The following is an 18963-nucleotide window of genomic DNA, read 5'->3' on the forward strand; positions in this document are numbered from 1 at the left end:
TGCGCGGCGGCCGCCTCGTCCTGCTCGCCACCTACCGCGCCGACGACATCCACCGCCGCCACCCACTGCGCCCCCTGCTCGCCGAACTGGACCGGCTCCGCACCGTCCGGCGCATCGAACTCGGCCGCTTCAGCAAGGACGAGGTCGCCCGCCAGATGGCCGGGATCCTCGCCGCCGAGCCCGAACAGACCCTGGTCGACGACATCTTCGACCGCTCCGACGGCAACGCCTTCTTCGTCGAGGAACTCGCCGTCGCCTCCCACGGCAGCAGCTGCGCGAGCCTGACGGACTCCCTGCGCGACCTCCTGCTCGTCCGCGTCGAGGAACTGCCCGAGGACACCCAGCGGGTGGCGCGGATCGTCGCCGAGGGCGGCTCCGCCGTCGAGTACGAACTGCTCGCCGAGGTCGTCGGGCTCTGCGAGGACGACCTCATCGAGGCGCTGCGGGCCGCCGTCGGCGCCAACATCCTGCTCGCCTGCCCGGACGGCGAGGGATACCGCTTCCGGCACTCCCTGGTCCGCGAGGCGGTCAGCGACGACCTGCTGCCCGGCGAGCGCTCCCGCATCAACCGCCGCTTCGCCGAGGCCCTGGAACAGGACCCCTCCCTCGTCGCCGCCGACCAGCGCGCCCCCCGCCTCGCCACCTACTGGTACTACGCGCACGACGCCGCCAAGGCCCTGCCCGCCGTCCTCGAAGCCTCCGTCCAGGCCCGCCACCGCCACGCCTACGCCGAGCAACTGCGCCTCCTGGAACGGGCGATGGAGCTCTGGGACGACGCCCCCGAGGCCGTCCGCGAGGAACTGCGCCCCGCCGCCTACGTCGAGGGCTACCCGCCCTGCGGCTGCGACCCCGCCACCACCCCGCTGCGCTATCTCGACCTGATGGCCGAGGCCACCGTCGCCGGCCGCCTCTGCGGCGAACGCGAGCGCGCCCTCAAGATCACCAAGCGCGCCCTGCGCCTCCTGGGCGAGGAGAACGACCCCCTGCGCGCCGCCTGGTTCTGGGTCGCGCGCTCCCGCCTCGTCTCCACCCTCGGCCGCGGCGACGGCTGGGCGGAGATCGCCACGGCACAGGAGCTGATGCGCGGCCTGCCGCCCTCCGAGGTGCACGCCGACGTCCTCGTCCACCGCGCCTCCTGGGGCATGCTGCACGACCCCGGCCCGGAGACCATGGCCGCCGCCGAACGCGCCGTCGAGTACGCCCGCATGGTCAAGGCCGACACCATCGAGCTCAACGCCCGCCTCACCCGCGGCAACCTGCTCATCGAGGCCGGCGACCCCGAGGCGGGCCTCGCCGAGATGTACGAGGTCAGGGACCGCGTCGTCAGCGAGGGCCTGGCCACGGACCTGAGCCGCGCCCACATCAACCTCCCCTCCGCCCTCGAAGGCGTCGGCCGCTCCGCCGAGGCCGTGCGCGTCGGCATGGAGGGCATCGAGTTCTGCCGGAAGTACGGCCTCGTGGACACCGAGGGCTGGGTCTGGGCCAACGTCGCCGAGTCGCTCATCTCGCTGGGCCGCTGGGACGAGGCCGCCGAGGCCGTCGCCCAGACCCAGCGCTGCGCGCAGAGCTCCAAGCCGCGCGGCTCCGCCGCCGAACGCACCGCGCGCGTCGCCCTCTTCCGCGGCGACTACGCCGCCGCCGCGCGACACGTGCAGAACGCGCACCAGCACTTCGGCCACCACGACCCCCAACCCCAGTACCTCCTCCTGCTCTTCCGCATCACCCTCGGCGTCGCCGCCGGCGAGGGCCGCGTCCTGGACGGCCGCGCCGAACTGGAGAGCGGCATCGCCTCCGGCCTCCCCGTCGGCACCTACAAGTACGGCTGGCCGCTGCTGCTCGCCGCCGCCGCGATGGAGGCCGACGCCCGCGGCCTGCCCGCCGCCGAGGCCGGCCGCCCCGCCGCCGTCGAACGGATCCGCGACGCCGCCAAGGACCTCGCCACCCCCATACCGCTCTGGCGCGCCTACGACGAGTGGACGCGCGCCGAACTCCTGCGCGCCGAGGGAAGCGACGGCCCCGACGACTGGTCCGCCGTCGTCGACGCCCTCGCCCCCCTCGACCGCCCCTACGACCTCGCCCAGGCACGCCTGCGCCTCGCCGAGTCCCTCCTCGCCGCGGACGTCGCCGACCGCGACCGCGCCGCCCACCTGCTGCGCCAGGCCGGCGAGGTGGCCGACCGGCTCGGCGCCCGCCCGCTCGCCGACTCCATCACCGGACTCGCCCAGCGCGCCCGCCTCCCGCTGACCACCGCCGAGGCCGCGTGCGCCCCCGCCGCCCCGGCCGACCCCGCCGAGGCGCTCGGCCTGACCAGCCGGGAGCGGGACGTCCTGCGCCTGGTCGCCGTGGGCCGCAGCAACCGCCAGATCGCCGAGGAGCTCTTCATCTCCCCGAAGACGGCGAGCGTCCACGTCTCCAACATCCTCGCCAAGCTGTCCGTCAGCGGCCGGGGCGAGGCCGCCGCGCTCGCCCACCGCCTCCGTCTCTTCCCCCAGAAGGACACCCGGGCGGCGGGCTGACCTGCGCTTTCGCAGCCCCGGCCCGTTCCGCACGGGCTCGCTTACGCTTGATGACAGGATCTCGGCTCTTGGGAGGCGCAGTGTTCAACGCGATCGAGGCCCTGTTCGCGCCGGGGCGCAAGCACACCGACGACGAGCGGAAGCGCCTGGAGACGACCCGCGTCGACCTCAACGACGGCGACCCCGGGCGCGGACCGATCGATCTGAGCTCGGGCAAGGTGGTCGTACGCCCACCCGTCCCGTCCCCGCGCGCCGACGACACCTCACGCACCGGCGACAGCGCACGCGCCGACGAAACCCCGCGCGCCGAGGAGATACCGGACACCGGCCAGGCCGGTGACCGGACTACTTCACCGTGACCTCCAGGATCTTGTCGTCACCCTTCTCCGGCGTCCCCCGCGAGTCCGTCTCGCTCGTGACCAGCCACAGCTTGTCGCCGCCCGCCGCGAGCACCGTGCGCAGCCTGCCGTACTCCTCGGACAGGAAGGACTGCGGCTTCGGGTCGTCCACGCCCCGCACCGGCACGCGCCACAGCCGCTGACCGCGCAGGCCCGCCATCCACACCGACCCCTCGGCGTAGGCCACCCCGCTCGGTGACGCCTCCGACGTCTTCCACTGGGCGATCGGCGCGTGGAAGCCCTCGCCCTCGTCGCCGTCGCCCTTGCCCTCGACCTCCGGCCAGCCGTAGTTGTCGCCGGCCTTGATCTCGTTCAGCTCGTCCCAGGTGTCCTGGCCGAACTCCGAGGCCCACAGCCGCTTGTCCTCGTCCCAGGCCAGGCCCTGCACATTGCGGTGGCCGTACGTATACACGGGGGAGTCGTCGAAGGGGTTGTCGGGGGCCGGTTCGCCGTCCGGGGTGAGGCGCAGGATCTTGCCGCCCAGGGACTCCTTGTCCTGCGCCAGGCCGGTGTCACCGGTCTCGCCCGTGCCCGCGTACAGCATCTTGTCCGGGCCGAAGGCGATCCGGCCGCCGTTGTGGATCATGCCCTTGGGGATGCCCTTGAAGATCGTGTCGGGCGCGCCGAGCTGCTCGCCCGAGGGCTTCTTCTCGTCGTACAGCAACCGGGCGATGCGGTTGTCGGACTCCGTCGTGAAGTACGCGTACACCATGTGGTCCGAGGCGTACGAAGGCGAGAGCGCGAGGCCCATCAGGCCGCCCTCGCCGCCGGGGGAGACGCCGGGGACCGAGCCCAGCTCCGTCTTCTTGCCCGAATCCCCGTCGATCCGGGTGATCGTCCCCTCGTCGCGCGAGGACACCAGGAGATCGCCGCCGGGCAGCGCGGCGAGGCCCCAAGGGGACTTCAGGCCCGTGGCGAGGGTGCGCGTGACCTTCGCGGAGCCCTTCTCCGGCGGGGCCTCGGCGCCCGGCTCGCCGGTGGCCGACCGGCTCGACTTCTCCGGCTTCGGCGAGGTCCTGCCCTGGTCCGGGTCGGCGCCGCCGCCGGACGAGCATCCGGCCGCGAACACGAGGGCGGCAGCGGCCAACACGGCCGTGACAGCGGGTCGTTGCACGATCAGGGTCCCTTCGACGCAGCGCTTCTCCTGTTCATACACCGCTCGCGCCCCGCAGGTTCCCTTTCCACCGCCACGAGATCGCCGCCGCCTCTCCGATCCCTGTTCGGACACGGCCGGACCGAGCCCGGCCAAGGGGAACGGACAGAGCAGCCCTCAGTCCCACGACCCCAGCGCCGCCGGCAGCGCCGCGATCTCCGCCAGGTCCGCCGCCGTCAGCCGCAGCCCCGCCGCCCCGGCGTTCTCCACCGCCCAGCGCTCCCGCTTGGCCCCCGGGATCGGCACCACGTGCCGCCCCTGCGCCAGCACCCACGCCAGCGCGACCTGCGCCGGCGTCGCCCCGTGCCGCTCCGCCACCCGGCGCAGCCCCACCACCAGCGGCTGGTTGGCCGCCATCATCTCGGCGGTGAAACGCGGATGCCGGGCGCGCAGGTCGTCCGGCTCGAAGCCCTGACCGGGCGTCAGCGTGCCGGTGAGGAAACCATTCCCCAGCGGCATCGCCGCGAGGAAGCCGACCCCGCGCGCCACACACCACGGCAGCAGAACGTCCAGTGCTTCCGGCGACCACACCGACAGCTCCGCCTCCACCGCGCTGACCGGGAAGACCTGCTGCACCCGGTCCAGCTGCCGGATCGTCAGGTCGTGCAGCCCCGCGCCCGGGCGCCCCGGCGCACCGCGCCGCCGGGCGCGCGCCCCCACCGCGCACAGCCCCAGCGCCCGGACCTTCCCCGCGGCCACGAGCTCGGCCATCGCGCCCCAGGTCTCCTCGATGGGCACCTCGGGATCGGCGCGGTGCAACTGGTACAGGTCGATGGTCTCGGTCTGCAGCCGCCGCAGCGACGCGTCGCAGGCCCGCTTCACATAGCCGGGGCGGCCGTTGGCGACGATGTGCTGTTCGCCCACGAGCAGCCCGCACTTCGTCGACACGAACGCCTCGGCACGCCGCTCCTTGAGCACCCTGCCGATCAGCAGTTCGTTGGTGAACGGCCCGTACATGTCCGCCGTGTCCAGCAGCGTCACCCCCGGGCCGTCGGCGCCGGCGGCATCCAGTGCGGCGTGCACGGTGCGCATCGACGTGTCCCCCCGCTGCTGCGAGCCGGTGTACGCCCAGCTCATCGGCATGCAGCCGAGTCCGACGGCGCCCACTTCGAGCGCCCCCGCGCCGATCGTCCTGCCCTCCACCTGGCCGTATCCTCCCCGCTCCGCGTCCAGCGATCATCCAAACTAACCGCTGCCGTCCCCGCCCCGAGCGCTGCCTCCCCGACGGCGGTGCGCCACCGCCGCGCACTAGCCTCCTGGCCATGACGACAGATGTATGGCTTCCGTTCGAAGCGCACGAGATCCCGGGCCTGCCCGACGCGTCCGAGGCGGGCCTCACCTACCGCTTCTGGGACGGCGGCCCGGACTTCCCCGCGGACCCGGCCGACTGCGTCTTCTATGTGGTGCCCTACATGAAGACCACGGAGACCGCCGTACGCCCGCTGTCCGCGATGACGTCCGTACGCGTCGTACAGACACTGACCGCGGGCATCGACCACGTGGAGCCGGGACTCCCGTCGCTCGCCCCGGGGGTACGGCTCTGCAACGCGCGCGGGGTGCACGAGACCAGCACCGCCGAACTCGCCCTCACCCTGATCCTCTCCTCCCTGCGGGGCATTCCGCGCTTCGTCGAGGGGCAGCGGCAGGAGGAGTGGCATGCGGGGTTCTACCCGGCGCTCGCCGACAGGTCCGTGCTCATCGTCGGGTACGGATCGATCGGTTCCGCCATCGAGGACAGGCTCGCCCCCTTCGAATGCGCGCGGGTGGCGCGCGTCGCGCGCTCCGCCCGTGCCACGGAGCGCGGTCCTGTGCTCCCGCTCGCCGAACTGCCGTCGCTGCTGCCCGAGGCGGACGTCGTCGTCCTCTCCACGCCGCTCACCGAGAGCACGCGCGGCCTCGCGGGAGCCGAGTTCCTGGCCCGCATGAAGGACGGCGCGCTGCTCGTGAACGTCGCCCGCGGACCCGTCGTCGACACCAAGGCGCTCGTGGCCGAACTGGAGTCGGGGCGCATCACCGCCGCGCTCGACGTGACCGACCCGGAACCGCTGCCCGCAGGTCACCCCCTGTGGCACGCTCCCGGAGTGCTCATCAGCCCGCACGTGGGCGGCTCCTCGTCCGCCTTCCTGCCCCGGGCCAAGCGCCTGCTGGCCGCGCAGCTGACCGAGTACGCCGCGGGGCGGCAACTGGACAACATCGTGCTGACGACGGGCAGTTGATCGCCCGATACCGCTTCGTGCACGCTCCGCACCCGCATGCGTGCGCCCCGTGTCCGGTTCCGCATGGACAGTCACGGAGCGTAGAGGAACTATGTCCCTGAGTGACGAGACTGGTGTATCGTCCCGACAGGGGATGCGCCGTGGACCGTTCGGCGCCGGGGACGAGACATCAGGCTGCGAGGGGGGCGACGGGCGATGCACGGCCTATGGGCGAACGATCCGACGCGGCGGGACCGCCGCCGGCGACTCTCACGCGCACCGGCCCGCAGACGCAGGCGCGGTGGGCACCGCACGAGCGGCCGTCGCCGCACGCATCAGCGCCACTGCCGGCGCGGACGCCGGACGGGCACGGGGGCGGCGCGGACCGGGGCGGCCCGGTGAGCGCCCGCCCGCCCGTCACCACGGTCCTCGAAGGGGGCCTCGCGGCCGCGCCGCTGCCCCCGCGGTCCCCGCTGGCCCGCCGCCCCCTGCCGGGCGGCCGCGGTCTGGTCTCCCAGCTGCTGCTCCTGCTGGTCTGCGGGGCGTACGCCACCGGGTCGGCGCTCGGCTGGGGCTCGCCCCGACTCGCCCTGTTCATGGGCGACTTCGGGCTGAGCATCGCCGCCGCGGCCGCCGCGGTCTCCTGCTTCCGCTACTCCCGCACCCGCCGCAGCCGCTTTCGACCCGCATGGCTGCTCTTCGCGCTCTCCTCCGCGATGGCGGCGATCGGCAACGCGGTATGGGGCTGGTACGAGGTCGTGCTCGAGCGCCCCGTGCCGAGCCCCGGCCTCGCCGACCTCTTCTTCCTGTGCTTCGCCCCGCCCGCCATCATCGGCCTGCTCGTGCTCGCCAAACGGCCGGTGACGAGGGCGGGTTGGGTCTGCCTGGCCCTCGACTCCTGGCTGATCGGGGGCTCGCTCCTCACGCTCTCCTGGAGTCTGGCCCTCGCGCACACCGCGCAGTTCGAGGGGCAGAGCGTCGCGCACGCCGCGCTCTCGCTGGCCTACCCGCTGCTCGACATCGCGCTGGTCAGCATGGTGCTCGCGCTGCACTTCAGGCGGTCCTCCGCCAACCGCACCGCGGTGAACACCGCGATCGGCGCGCTGGCCCTGACCGTGATGTGCGACGCGCTGTTCACCTCGCCGCTGCTGCACGCCAGTTACCGCTCGGGCCAGATGCTCGACGCCGGCTGGTTCGCGGGCTCGCTCCTCCTCGCCTACGCCCCGTGGGCCGCCCCCTGGCACGCGCGCGACGCGTACGGGCCGGGCCACGCGCGCGTGGCGTACGACAGCGGCCCCGAGGAGCCCCGGGCCGCCGCGACCCGTCCCATCGCCGGATCGCTGGCCGCCCTCACGCCGTACCTGGCCGCCGCCGTCTGCACGCTGGGCATCCTCTACAACGTGCTGAGCGGCCGCAGCGTCGACCGCGTGGTGCTCTTCACCGCGGGCACCGTCGTGCTCGCACTCGTGGTGCGCCAGGGCATCATGCTCCTGGACAACATCACGCTCACCCAGGAGCTGGCCCAGAAGGAGAACCACTTCCGGTCCCTGGTGCAGGGCTCCAGCGACGTCATCATGATCGCCGCGCCGAACGGCATCCTGCGCTACGTCAGCCCGGCCGCCGCCGGGGTCTACGGCCGCGACGCCGAAGAGCTCGTCGGATCCGAACTGGCCTCGCTCATGCACCCCGAGGACCTCGGCCGGGTCGTCCACGAGGTCCGCAGATTCCTCGCCGCCAACCCCGTCGAGGAACCCACCACCCGCATCGAGTGCCGCTTCAAGTCCGGCGACGGCGACTGGCTCAACGTGGAGTCCACCGTCAACCGCCACCAGGGCGGCCTCATCTTCAACAGCAGGGACGTCACCGAACGGGTCCGCCTCCAGGCGCAGTTGCAGCACAACGCCGAGCACGACCCGCTCACCGACCTGCCCAACCGCGCCCTGTTCACGCGGCGCGTGGGCCAGGCGCTGACCGGCCGCAGAGTGACCGACCGCGGCACGGCCGTGCTCTTCATCGACCTCGACGGTTTCAAGGCGGTCAACGACACCATCGGCCACCAGGCCGGGGACGAGCTGCTGATCCAGGCCGCGCGCAGACTCCAGGAGGCGGTGCGTTCGGGCGACACCGCCTCCCGGCTCGGCGGCGATGAGTTCGCGGCCCTCATCGTCGGCGACGGGACCAGAGACCAGGCCGCGAGAGAACAGCACATCTTCGAGCTCGCCGACCGGCTGAGAATCACCCTTTCCCAGCCCTACGCCATCGACGGCAACGACGTGCGTGTCGCGGCGTCCATCGGTGTGTCCTTCGCCGAACCGGGCATCGGCGCGGGGGAGTTGCTGCGCAATGCCGACCTCGCGATGTACCGGGCCAAGGCCGCGGGCAAGGGGCGCGTCGAGCTGTACGCGCCCCAGATGCAGGCCGACGTCGTCCGCAAGGCGGAGCTCGCCACACGGCTGCGCGCCGCGCTGCACGACGGCGAGTTCGCGCTGCTGCACCAGCCCGTCGTCAGCCTCGACGACGGCCGGATCACGGCGGTCGCGGCCCAGGCGCGCTGGCGCTCGGCACAGGGCATCCTCTTCACGCCCGCCGAGTTCCTGCGGGTCTCCGAGTCCGGGGGAGGGCAGGACGGCGACCGCGCCGCCGAGCTCGGCCGCTGGATGCTGGAGGAGGCCGTCGAGCAGGCGGCGGAGCGCGGCCGCACCGGCCACGCGGTGCCCGTCGCCGTCCGCATGAGCGCCCGCCGCCTCCTGGACCGGTCCATGCCGCTCGGCTCCATCGAGGCGCTCCTGACCCGGCACGGCCTGCCCTCCGGCGCGCTCATCATCGAGCTCGCCGACAGCGACCCCCGGGTGCCCCTGGACGAGCTGGAGCGCCGTCTGACGGCCCTGCGCAGACTCGGCGTACGCATCGCGCTCGACGGCTTCGGCAGCGGGTACGCGGCGATCACGGCCCTGCGCCGGCTCCCCGTCGACGTACTGAAGCTCGACCGCACCCTGATCGAGGGCGTCGTCGAGTCCGCGCGGCTCTACAAGATCACCTCGGGGCTGCTGCGGATCGCGGGCGACCTCGGGCTGCTCTCCGTGGCCGACGGCGTCGATTTGCCCGAGCAGGTGGTCGCCCTGCGCGCGATGGGGTGCACGCACGGGCAGGGCATGGCGTTCTCCGGGCCCCTGGACGAGTACCGGCTGCGCCGGGCGCTGTCGATGGGCGAGTACCCGGTGCCGCGCTGTCCGGCGGAGCCGGTGTTCGCGGGCGGCCCCGCGGGGACGTACGCGGGGGGCCCCTCGCCGTATGCCCGCTCACATAATGAGACCCCCGTCCCACCTACTTGACAGGTGCTGCGTGCCGGGGGGAGGGTCAATGCCATGCGCACCCGAATTCTCGTACTTGGAAAGCGCGTCGGCTGAAGCTGGGACCGACCGGTCCGGACACCGGAATCCCAGCGACCGCACCCGGCGCGCTCCCCTCGCTTGCCTCACGGCACGAGGGGTTTTTTGTTGCACTGGCACCTGCCAAACCCCTGCAAAACCCCCGCAAAAACCCTCAGCTTCGAGAAGAGAATGCCGATGACCGAGCAGGCCACCGGGGCCCACCATCCGCAGCCGCGGCCCCGATCCTCAGGACACCAGTCCGCCCCCGTCGAGCACGTCACGGGTGCGCAGTCCCTCATTCGTTCTCTCGAGGAAGTCGGGGCCGACACGGTGTTCGGCATTCCCGGCGGCGCCATCCTTCCCGCGTACGACCCGATGATGGACTCCACCCGGGTCCGCCATGTCCTGGTCCGCCACGAGCAGGGCGCGGGCCACGCCGCCACCGGGTACGCGCAGGCCACCGGCAAGGTCGGCGTCTGCATGGCGACGAGCGGCCCCGGTGCCACCAACCTGGTCACGCCGATCGCGGACGCCCACATGGACTCCGTCCCGATGGTCGCCATCACCGGCCAGGTGGCCTCCAAGGCGATCGGCACGGACGCCTTCCAGGAGGCGGACATCGTCGGCATCACGATGCCGATCACCAAGCACAACTTCCTGGTCACCAAGGCCGAGGACATCCCGCGCACCATCGCCGAGGCCTTCCACATCGCCTCCACCGGCCGGCCGGGCCCCGTCCTCGTGGACATCGCGAAGGACGCGCTGCAGGCGCAGACGACCTTCTCCTGGCCGCCGCAGCAGGACCTGCCCGGCTACCGCCCGGTGACCAAGCCGCACGCCAAGCAGATCCGCGAGGCCGCCAAGCTCATCACCGCGGCCAAGCGCCCGGTCCTCTACGTCGGCGGCGGCGTCCTGAAGGCACAGGCCACCGCCGAGCTGAAGGTCCTGGCAGAGCTCACCGGAGCGCCCGTCACCACCACACTGATGGCGCTCGGCGCATTCCCCGACAGCCACCCGCTGCACGTGGGAATGCCGGGCATGCACGGTGCGGTCACCGCCGTCACCGCGCTGCAGAAGGCCGACCTGATCGTCGCCCTCGGCGCCCGCTTCGACGACCGCGTCACCGGCAAGCTGGACAGCTTCGCCCCCTACGCGAAGATCGTCCACGCCGACATCGACCCGGCCGAGATCGGCAAGAACCGCGCCGCCGACGTGCCGATCGTCGGCGACGCCCGCGAGGTCATCGCCGACCTCGTCCAGGCCGTCCAGGCCGAGCACACGGAGGGCCACCGGGGCGACTACACCGCCTGGTGGGCCGACCTCAACCGCTGGCGGGAGACCTACCCGCTCGGCTACACCCAGCCCGACGACGGCTCGCTCTCCCCGCAGCACGTCATCGAGCGCGTCGGCCGGCTCGCGCCGGAGGGCACGATCTTCGCGGCGGGCGTCGGCCAGCACCAGATGTGGGCCGCGCACTTCATCGAGTACGAGCAGCCCGCGACCTGGCTGAACTCCGGCGGCGCCGGGACGATGGGCTACGCGGTCCCGGCCGCGATGGGCGCCAAGGCCGGACAGCCCGACCGCACGGTGTGGGCGATCGACGGCGACGGCTGCTTCCAGATGACCAATCAGGAGCTCACCACCTGCGCCCTGAACAACATCCCGATCAAGGTCGCCATCATCAACAACGGTGCCCTCGGGATGGTCCGCCAGTGGCAGACGCTGTTCTACAACCAGCGCTACTCCAACACCGTCCTGCACAGCGGCCCCGAGGACATCGGCCCGAACAAGGGCACGCGCGTCCCGGACTTCGTGAAGCTGTCGGAGGCGATGGGCTGCGTGGCGCTGCGCTGCGAGCGCCCCGAGGACCTCGACAAGGTCATCGCCGAGGCCAACTCCATCAACGACCGTCCCGTCGTCGTCGACTTCATCGTCCACGAGGACGCCCAGGTCTGGCCGATGGTCGCCGCGGGCACCTCGAACGACGAGGTCATGGCCGCCCGGGGCGTGCGCCCCGACTTCGGCGACAACGAAGACGACTGAGTCCGAGAGCGAAAGAGAGACCCAAGGCCATGTCCACCAAGCACACGCTCTCCGTCCTCGTCGAGAACACCCCCGGCATCCTCGCCCGGATCGCCGCCCTGTTCTCGCGCCGCGGCTTCAACATCGACTCGCTCGCCGTGGGCGTCACCGAGCACCCCGACATCTCCCGCATCACCATCGTCGTGAATGTCGAGGACCTGCCGCTCGAACAGGTCACCAAGCAGCTCAACAAGCTGGTCAACGTCCTGAAGATCGTCGAACTGGAGCCGGGCGCCGCGGTGGCCCGCGAGCTCGTCCTCGCGAAGGTCCGCGCCGACAACGAGACCCGCTCCCAGATCGTCGAGATCGTCCAGCTGTTCCGCGCCAAGACCGTGGACGTCTCCCCGGAGGCCGTCACCATCGAGGCCACCGGCAGCAGCGACAAGCTGGAGGCCATGCTCAAGATGCTGGAGCCCTTCGGTATCAAGGAGCTCGTCCAGTCCGGCACGATCGCCATCGGCCGCGGCTCCCGCTCCATCACGGACCGCAGCCTGCGGGCGCTCGACCGCACGGCCTGAGACCGAGCGGTCCCGTACCGCACGGCCTGATCCCGCTCCTGGGTCCGCCCGCATGGCGAGACCCGTGGACTTCCCTCATTGAACCCGCCGTACGGTGGGACGCAACACCAGCACACATAGGAGATTCCCAGTGGCCGAGCTGTTCTACGACGACGACGCCGACCTGTCCATCATCCAGGGCCGCAAGGTCGCGGTCATCGGCTACGGCAGCCAGGGTCACGCCCACGCGCTGTCGCTGCGTGACTCGGGTGTCGACGTCCGCGTCGGTCTGCACGAGGGCTCCAAGTCCAAGGCCAAGGCCGAGGAGCAGGGCCTGCGGGTCGTCACCCCCTCCGAGGCGGCGGCCGAGGCCGACGTCATCATGATCCTGGTGCCGGACCCGATCCAGGCCCAGGTCTACGAGGAGTCCATCAAGGACAACCTCAAGGACGGCGACGCCCTGTTCTTCGGCCACGGCCTGAACATCCGCTACGGCTTCATCAAGCCCCCGGCCGGCGTCGACGTCGCCATGGTCGCCCCCAAGGGCCCGGGCCACCTGGTCCGCCGCCAGTACGAGGAGGGCCGCGGCGTCCCGTGCATCGCGGCCGTCGAGCAGGACGCGACCGGCAACGGCTTCCCGCTGGCGCTCTCGTACGCCAAGGGCATCGGCGGCACGCGTGCGGGCGTCATCAAGACGACCTTCACCGAGGAGACCGAGACCGACCTGTTCGGCGAGCAGGCCGTGCTGTGCGGCGGCACCGCCGCGCTGGTCAAGGCGGGCTTCGAGACGCTGACCGAGGCGGGCTACCAGCCGGAGATCGCGTACTTCGAGTGCCTCCACGAGCTGAAGCTGATCGTGGACCTCATGTACGAGGGCGGCCTGGAGAAGATGCGCTGGTCCGTCTCCGAGACCGCCGAGTGGGGCGACTACATCACCGGCCCGCGGATCATCACGGACGCCACCAAGGCCGAGATGAAGCAGGTCCTCGCGGAGATCCAGGACGGCACGTTCGCCAAGAACTGGATGGACGAGTACCACGGCGGTCTGAAGAAGTACAACGAGTACAAGACCCAGGACGAGAACCACCTCCTGGAGACCACGGGCAAGGAGCTGCGCAAGCTCATGTCCTGGGTCAACGACGAGGACTGACGCTCCTCGGGTCCGGGGCGCCGCCCCGGACCCCGCTCCTCGAACGCCGGAGGGGCCCATTCCGAGCCACGCTCGCGTACTGCCGGAGGGTCGTGGCCCCTCCGGCATCCGGCGTTGTCCACCGCGTCCATTCACGGACGGGTGATCCTTCCACGGAGGCGCAAGATGATCTCCGTCGCGCCACTACACTGCTGTTCAACATTCGCGTCGGGCCCACAGCGTCGTGCGTCTTCCACGCGGCTAGCACCCTCCACCGCCTGCGGCCGTCGGGACGGCCGTCCGCATTGGACTTGTGAGGACTCACGTGAGCTCGAAACCTGTCGTACTCATCGCTGAAGAGCTGTCGCCCGCCACCGTCGATGCCCTGGGCCCGGACTTCGAGATCCGCCAGTGCAACGGCGCCGACCGCGCCGAGCTGCTGCCCGCCATCGCCGACGTCGACGCGATCCTGGTGCGCTCCGCGACCAAGGTCGACGCCGAGGCGATCGCCGCCGCCAAGAAGCTGAAGGTCGTCGCCCGCGCGGGAGTCGGCCTCGACAACGTCGACGTCTCCGCCGCCACCAAGGCCGGCGTCATGGTCGTGAACGCCCCGACCTCGAACATCGTCACCGCCGCCGAGCTCGCCTGCGGCCTGCTCCTGGCCACCGCGCGCAACATCCCCCAGGCCAACACCGCCCTGAAGAACGGCGAGTGGAAGCGCTCCAAGTACACCGGCGTCGAGCTCGCCGAGAAGACCCTCGGCGTCGTCGGCCTCGGCCGCATCGGTGCCCTGGTCGCGCAGCGCATGAGCGCCTTCGGCATGAAGGTCGTCGCCTACGACCCGTACGTGCAGCCCGCGCGCGCCGCGCAGATGGGCGTGAAGGTCCTGTCGCTGGACGAGCTCCTCGAGGTCTCCGACTTCATCACCGTCCACCTGCCCAAGACCCCCGAGACCCTCGGCCTCATCGGCGACGAGGCGCTCCACAAGGTCAAGCCGACCGTCCGCATCGTGAACGCCGCGCGCGGCGGGATCGTCGACGAGGAGGCGCTGCACTCCGCCCTCAAGGAGGGCCGCGTCGCCGGCGCCGGTCTGGACGTGTACGCGAAGGAGCCCTGCACGGACTCCCCGCTCTTCCAGTTCGACCAGGTCGTCTGCACCCCGCACCTCGGCGCCTCCACGGACGAGGCGCAGGAGAAGGCGGGCATCGCCGTCGCCAAGTCGGTGCGCCTGGCCCTCGCCGGCGAGCTCGTGCCCGACGCGGTGAACGTGCAGGGCGGTGTCATCGCCGAGGACGTGCGCCCCGGTCTGCCGCTCGCCGAGAAGCTCGGCCGGATCTTCACCGCGCTCGCCCAGGAGGTCGCGGCCCGCCTCGACGTCGAGGTGTACGGCGAGATCACCCAGCACGACGTGAAGGTGCTCGAACTGTCCGCGCTGAAGGGCGTGTTCGAGGACGTCGTCGACGAGACCGTCTCGTACGTGAACGCGCCGCTGTTCGCGCAGGAGCGCGGCGTCGAGGTCCGCCTCACCACCAGCTCCGAGTCGCCCGACCACCGCAACGTGGTCACCGTGCGCGGCACGCTCTCCGGCGGCGAGGAGATCGCGGTCTCCGGCACGCTGGCCGGCCCCAAGCACCTCCAGAAGATCGTCGCCATCGGCGAGTACGACGTGGACCTGGCGCTCGCCGACCACATGGTCGTCCTGCGGTACGCCGACCGTCCCGGTGTCGTCGGCACGGTCGGCCGTGTCCTCGGCGAGGCGGGCATCAACATCGCGGGCATGCAGGTCGCCCGCGCCGACGTGGGCGGCGAGGCGCTGGCCGTCCTCACCGTGGACGACACGGTGCCGCAGTCCGTTCTCAACGAGCTCGCGGCGGAGATCGGTGCGGAGTCCGCCCGCGCGGTGGACCTGACCGACTAGTACCCGTGACGCCGGTGGCCGACGGCCACCGGCATCGCCGAGTCCGTCCGAAAGCGCCGGGCGGGCCGGATGTCTCCGGCCCGCCCGGCGCTTTCGCGTACCCGGTTCAGATCAGCGCCTGCTCCGGTTCCGGTTCCGGTTCCGCCTTCTGCGCCTGCGCCTTCCGCAGCGCCACCGACGCGAGCACCGCGGACGCGAGCAGCAGGCCCGCGCCCACCGCCGCGGCGACGTGCATGCCGTCCGTGAACGCGCCCCGCGCGGTCGTCAGCAGGGCGTCCGCCGCGCGGGCCGGCAGGTGTTCCGCGACCGCCACCGCGCCGCCCAGCGTCTCGCGGGCCTCGGCCGGGGCCGAGCCGGGGACCTCGCTCCGGTAGACCGCGTTGCCGATGGAGCCGAGCAGGGCCATGCCCATCGCGCCGCCGAACTCCTGTCCCGTCTCCAGGAGCGACGACGCGGTGCCCGCCTTCTCCGCCGGGGCCGCGCCGAGGGCGAGGTCGGTGAGCTGGGAGCCGATGATGACCGCGCCGCAGGCCAGCACGCCCGCCCCGGCGAGGAGCAGCCAGAGGGAGTCGGTGCCGGTCAGGGCGAGCAGTCCGTAACCGCTCGCGGAGACGGCGAAGCCCGTGGCGACGACGTGGGCGCGGTCCATGCCGCGCTGCACGAGCATCGTGGCGACCGGCGCGGCGGCGCCGATGAGGACCGAGGGCAGCAGCGCCCACAGCGCCGCCTCCATCGCGCTCTTGCCGAGCACGGACTGGAGGTACTGCGTGGTGAAGTACGCCGAACCCATCATCGCCAGCGAGGAGACGAGGTTCAGCGAGACGGCGGCGCCGAAGGCACGGCCCCGGCCGCGGAACAGGTCCGGCGAGATCATCGGGGACGCGGCGGTGCGCTGCCGGTGCACGAAGAGCGCGGCGAAGCCGAGGCCGACGGCGACCGACGCGACGTAGGAGAGCTTGACGCCCTCGCTCGGCATCTCCTTCAGGCCCCAGACCAGCGGCAGCACGGCGGCCATGGACAGCGGCATGCTCAGCAGGTCGAAGCGGCCGGGCCGCGGATCCTTGAACTCCGGGATGAGCAGCGGCGCGAGGACCAGGAGCAGCGCCATCGCGGGCAGGTTGACCAGGAAGACCGAGCCCCACCAGAAGTGCTCGACGAGGACGCCGCTGAGCACCGAGCCCAGGGCCACGCCGGCCACCAGAACGCCCTGCCAGATGCCGATGGCCTGTGCGCGCTGGCGGTCGTCGCGGAACATGTTGCGCACGAGGGCCAGCGTGGACGGCATCAGGGTCGCGCCGCCGATGCCGAGGACCGCGCGGGCCGCTATCAGCATCTCGGGGCTCGTGGCGTACGCGGCGGCCAGCGAGGCGGCGCCGAAGGCCGCGGCGCCGCACAGCAGCAGCCTGCGGCGGCCGATGCGGTCGCCGACCGCGCCCATCGTCATCAGCAGTCCGGCGAGCACGAACGCGTAGATGTCGAAGATCCACAGCTGCTGGGTGCCGCTCGGCCGCAGGTCGGCGCTGATCTGGGGGATGGCGAAGTAGAGGACGGAGACGTCCATCGAGACCAGGAGCAGCGGAAGCATCAGGACGGCGAAGGCGGTCCATTCCTTGTGGGTGGCGCGCGGGTTCGTCTGCATGCCGAGGACTGTACGCACGTCTTAAACGGCTGTCTAGTACGTGCGTATAGATCGGGTGCGCAAGACGCCGGTATGGGACGGGCGTATGGACCGGGCGTAGGGTTCTCGCATGGGACACCGTGAAGATCTGCTCGAAGGCGCCAAGCGCTGTCTGCTGGAGAAGGGCTTCGTCCGTACGACGGCCCGCGAGATCGTCAAGGAGTCGGGCACGAACCTCGCCTCGATCGGCTACCACTACGGCTCGAAGGACGCGCTGCTGGTGGAGGCGTTCATCGGGCTCATCGAGGACATGACCGGCGCCTTCGAGGCGAAGCCGGGCGAGGGCTTCGGCGGCGGGGGCGGCTCGCTCGACCGGTTCCAGGAGCGGTGGGCGAACATCATCCGGTCGTTCCCCGACACCCGTCCCCTCTGGATGCTGACCCTGGAGGTCGTCACCCAGGGGGAGCGGCTCGCACAGGTGCGCGAACTGCTCGCGAAGGCGCAGGGGGAGGGGCGCAGCGGCCTCGTCGCGCTGTTCACCGGCATCGCGGAGAGCGAGATCCCGGCCGACGTCGTCGAGACCGAGGGCCGCTTCTACACCACGCTGCTCAACGGCCTGATGGTCCAGTGGCTCTTCGACCCGGACTCGGCGACGAGCGCCGAGCAGCTCACCGAGGGCCTGCGGCGCGTGATGGAGCGGGCCGACTCTCAGTAGGAGAAGCCTGGTTCGCGCACCTCGTGGTGGTGCGGGTCTCCCGCCCGCTGTCCGGTCCTCGCGCTCGCGCAGGGGCGGGGCGACGGGGTGAGGCGGTCTACGGCCGGCCGCGACCGCGGAGCAACAGCGCGCCCAGTGGCGTCCGTTGGTGGAGGACCGCCCGTCCCGCGCGGACCGTCGTGATCAGCCCGGCGGCCCGCAGCGCGGCGGCGTGGGCGGAGACGGTGGCGTTGCTGACACCGAGGCGCCGGGCGAGCCGGCTGGTGGTGTGCGCCTCGGCGAGCCGGAGCAGCATGTCGGCGCGCGTCCGCCCGAGCACCCCGGCGAGCGCGTCCTCCGCGTCGCCGGCCAACCCGTCCGGCGTGAGCGGCAGTCCGGTCCCCGCGGGGCAGGTCAGGTGTGGCGCCCGGCCGGGCGCCTCGGCGAGGAGCGGAGGGCCCGTCCAGTGGAAGGTGGGCACGAGCACCAGGCCGCGGCCGCGCAGCTCGACGTCCCGCTCCCACGGCGCGTCGAGCTCCCAGACCCCCTCGCGCAGCCGGGACCCGGGGACGAACGCGGTGAGCGCGGCACCGACGCCGTGCTCCGCCGCGGTCAGCGCGTGCCGGGTGAACTCCGCGCGGTGCAGGTCCTGCACCAACGGCCACACGGGACCCAGCAGCGCGTCGAAGGCCGACCGCTGTGCGCGGCACAGCAGCCGCCAGGACTCGGGCTCGCCCCGGTGCAGGCCGCGGATCCAGAGCGGGGCCCGGGACAGGGAGGGGGCGTTCACCCGCTCGATCTCGGCGCGCACCAGCTCCGGGGGCGCGGCCCGGACGGTGTCCAGGCCCTCGTCGAGGCTGTCGCTGAAGACGTCGATGAACGCGGGCGCCCTGCCCTGGGGCACCAGGTCCGCCAGCGGTTCGACGGCGGCGGGCAGGGACCGCAGGACCCGGCGCCGCCAGCGGCCGTAGAGCACGTCGTCGCCGCTGCCGCACATCCGCATCAGGGCCGTGTTCAGCTCCTGGAGGGGCGCGGGCCGGGGCGCGAAACGGATGCCGGCGAAGTCGGCGGCCGTGCCATGGATCCGGATCACTGCGCTCCTCGGTGTCGTCGCGCCGTCGCGCACGCCGTTGTCCGCGCCATCGTTTCGGCCTGAGCCTCAACGATCGCCCGCTCGTCCCCCCGGACGCCAGCATGCGAGCCGTACCCGACGCCCGGACCGGCACGCCGAGACCGGCACATCGAGACCGGCGCCGGGACGCCAGGACACGGAGTTCGGACGAGAGGAGAAGAGCCGTGCACACACGCTCGCACACGAGGCGGACCGTCACCGCGTCGGCCCTGCTGGGGGCCGCCGCGCTGTGGGCGGGAGGCGGGCGGGAGGCGCTCGCG

At 72.2% G+C, this 18963-nt stretch carries 13 protein-coding genes; 9 read left to right on the forward strand and 4 right to left on the reverse strand.

What is annotated here, in order from left to right; translation table 11 throughout:
• Positions 1–2516, forward strand: a 2516-nt coding sequence (locus tag AOK22_RS42965; protein ID WP_055700883.1) for a helix-turn-helix transcriptional regulator, incomplete at its 5' end; no start/stop codon positions are given.
• Between the two features lie 80 nt (positions 2517–2596).
• On the forward strand, positions 2597–2875 hold the full coding sequence (locus tag AOK22_RS42255; protein WP_055700884.1) for a DUF6191 domain-containing protein: 279 nt from the start codon (positions 2597–2599) through the stop codon (positions 2873–2875).
• On the opposite strand, the gene AOK22_RS24570 is transcribed toward AOK22_RS42255, so the two are convergent.
• Positions 2862–4034, reverse strand: coding sequence for a PQQ-dependent sugar dehydrogenase (locus tag AOK22_RS24570; RefSeq protein ID WP_079036790.1), 1173 nt, complete (start codon positions 4032–4034; stop codon positions 2862–2864). The two genes, AOK22_RS42255 and AOK22_RS24570, sit on opposite strands and share 14 nt — an antisense overlap.
• Before the next feature lie 150 nt (positions 4035–4184).
• The gene (locus tag AOK22_RS24575; RefSeq protein ID WP_055700886.1) at positions 4185–5210 is read right to left on the reverse strand and encodes an aldo/keto reductase; all 1026 of its coding nucleotides are present in this window, start codon (positions 5208–5210) and stop codon (positions 4185–4187) included.
• A 119-nt stretch (positions 5211–5329) separates the two neighbouring features.
• Between AOK22_RS24575 and AOK22_RS24580 the strand changes: the two genes are divergently transcribed.
• The 6 genes from AOK22_RS24580 (at position 5330) to serA (ending at position 15259) form a co-directional block, all read left to right on the forward strand.
• On the forward strand, positions 5330–6283 hold the full coding sequence (locus AOK22_RS24580; RefSeq protein ID WP_055700887.1) for a 2-hydroxyacid dehydrogenase: 954 nt from the start codon (positions 5330–5332) through the stop codon (positions 6281–6283).
• A gap of 377 nt (positions 6284–6660) precedes the next feature.
• Entirely contained in the window at positions 6661–9594 is a 2934-nt protein-coding gene (locus AOK22_RS24585) for a putative bifunctional diguanylate cyclase/phosphodiesterase (protein ID WP_055700888.1), read from the forward strand.
• Positions 9595–9828: 234 nt separating this feature from the next.
• Complete coding sequence (locus AOK22_RS24590; RefSeq protein WP_193433167.1) at positions 9829–11676, forward strand: acetolactate synthase large subunit; 1848 nt, start codon at positions 9829–9831, stop codon at positions 11674–11676.
• 29 nt (positions 11677–11705) lie between these two features.
• On the forward strand, positions 11706–12233 hold the full coding sequence (ilvN, locus tag AOK22_RS24595) for an acetolactate synthase small subunit (RefSeq protein WP_055700890.1): 528 nt from the start codon (positions 11706–11708) through the stop codon (positions 12231–12233).
• Positions 12234–12363: 130 nt separating this feature from the next.
• On the forward strand, positions 12364–13362 hold the full coding sequence (ilvC, locus tag AOK22_RS24600) for a ketol-acid reductoisomerase (RefSeq protein WP_055700891.1): 999 nt from the start codon (positions 12364–12366) through the stop codon (positions 13360–13362).
• A gap of 304 nt (positions 13363–13666) precedes the next feature.
• A complete protein-coding gene (gene serA / locus AOK22_RS24605; RefSeq protein WP_055700892.1) occupies positions 13667–15259 on the forward strand; it encodes a phosphoglycerate dehydrogenase in 1593 nt (530 codons plus the stop codon).
• Positions 15260–15365: 106 nt separating this feature from the next.
• Here serA and AOK22_RS24610 read toward each other — a convergent pair whose 3' ends face one another.
• A complete protein-coding gene (locus AOK22_RS24610) occupies positions 15366–16898 on the reverse strand; it encodes an MFS transporter (protein WP_107102023.1) in 1533 nt (510 codons plus the stop codon).
• 109 nt (positions 16899–17007) lie between these two features.
• Between AOK22_RS24610 and AOK22_RS24615 the strand changes: the two genes are divergently transcribed.
• Positions 17008–17592, forward strand: coding sequence for a TetR/AcrR family transcriptional regulator (locus AOK22_RS24615; RefSeq protein ID WP_055700894.1), 585 nt, complete (start codon positions 17008–17010; stop codon positions 17590–17592).
• 97 nt (positions 17593–17689) lie between these two features.
• Here AOK22_RS24615 and AOK22_RS24620 read toward each other — a convergent pair whose 3' ends face one another.
• A complete protein-coding gene (locus AOK22_RS24620; RefSeq protein WP_055700895.1) occupies positions 17690–18664 on the reverse strand; it encodes a helix-turn-helix domain-containing protein in 975 nt (324 codons plus the stop codon).
• Positions 18665–18963 lie beyond the last annotated feature (299 nt).

Source organism: Streptomyces silaceus, assembly GCF_001419745.1.
In the GTDB taxonomy this organism is placed as follows: domain Bacteria; phylum Actinomycetota; class Actinomycetes; order Streptomycetales; family Streptomycetaceae; genus Streptomyces; species Streptomyces silaceus.

Excerpts from the sequence above, each read along its gene's own strand:
- AOK22_RS24580 (WP_055700887.1), top strand. The coding sequence starts at position 5,330 with ATGACGACAGATGTATGGCTTCCGTTCGAAGCGCACGAGATCCCGGGC.
- AOK22_RS24590 (WP_193433167.1), top strand. The coding sequence starts at position 9,829 with ATGACCGAGCAGGCCACCGGGGCCCACCATCCGCAGCCGCGGCCCCGA.
- ilvN (WP_055700890.1), top strand. The coding sequence starts at position 11,706 with ATGTCCACCAAGCACACGCTCTCCGTCCTCGTCGAGAACACCCCCGGC.
- AOK22_RS24610 (WP_107102023.1), bottom strand. The coding sequence starts at position 16,898 with ATGCAGACGAACCCGCGCGCCACCCACAAGGAATGGACCGCCTTCGCC.
- AOK22_RS24615 (WP_055700894.1), top strand. The coding sequence starts at position 17,008 with ATGGGACACCGTGAAGATCTGCTCGAAGGCGCCAAGCGCTGTCTGCTG.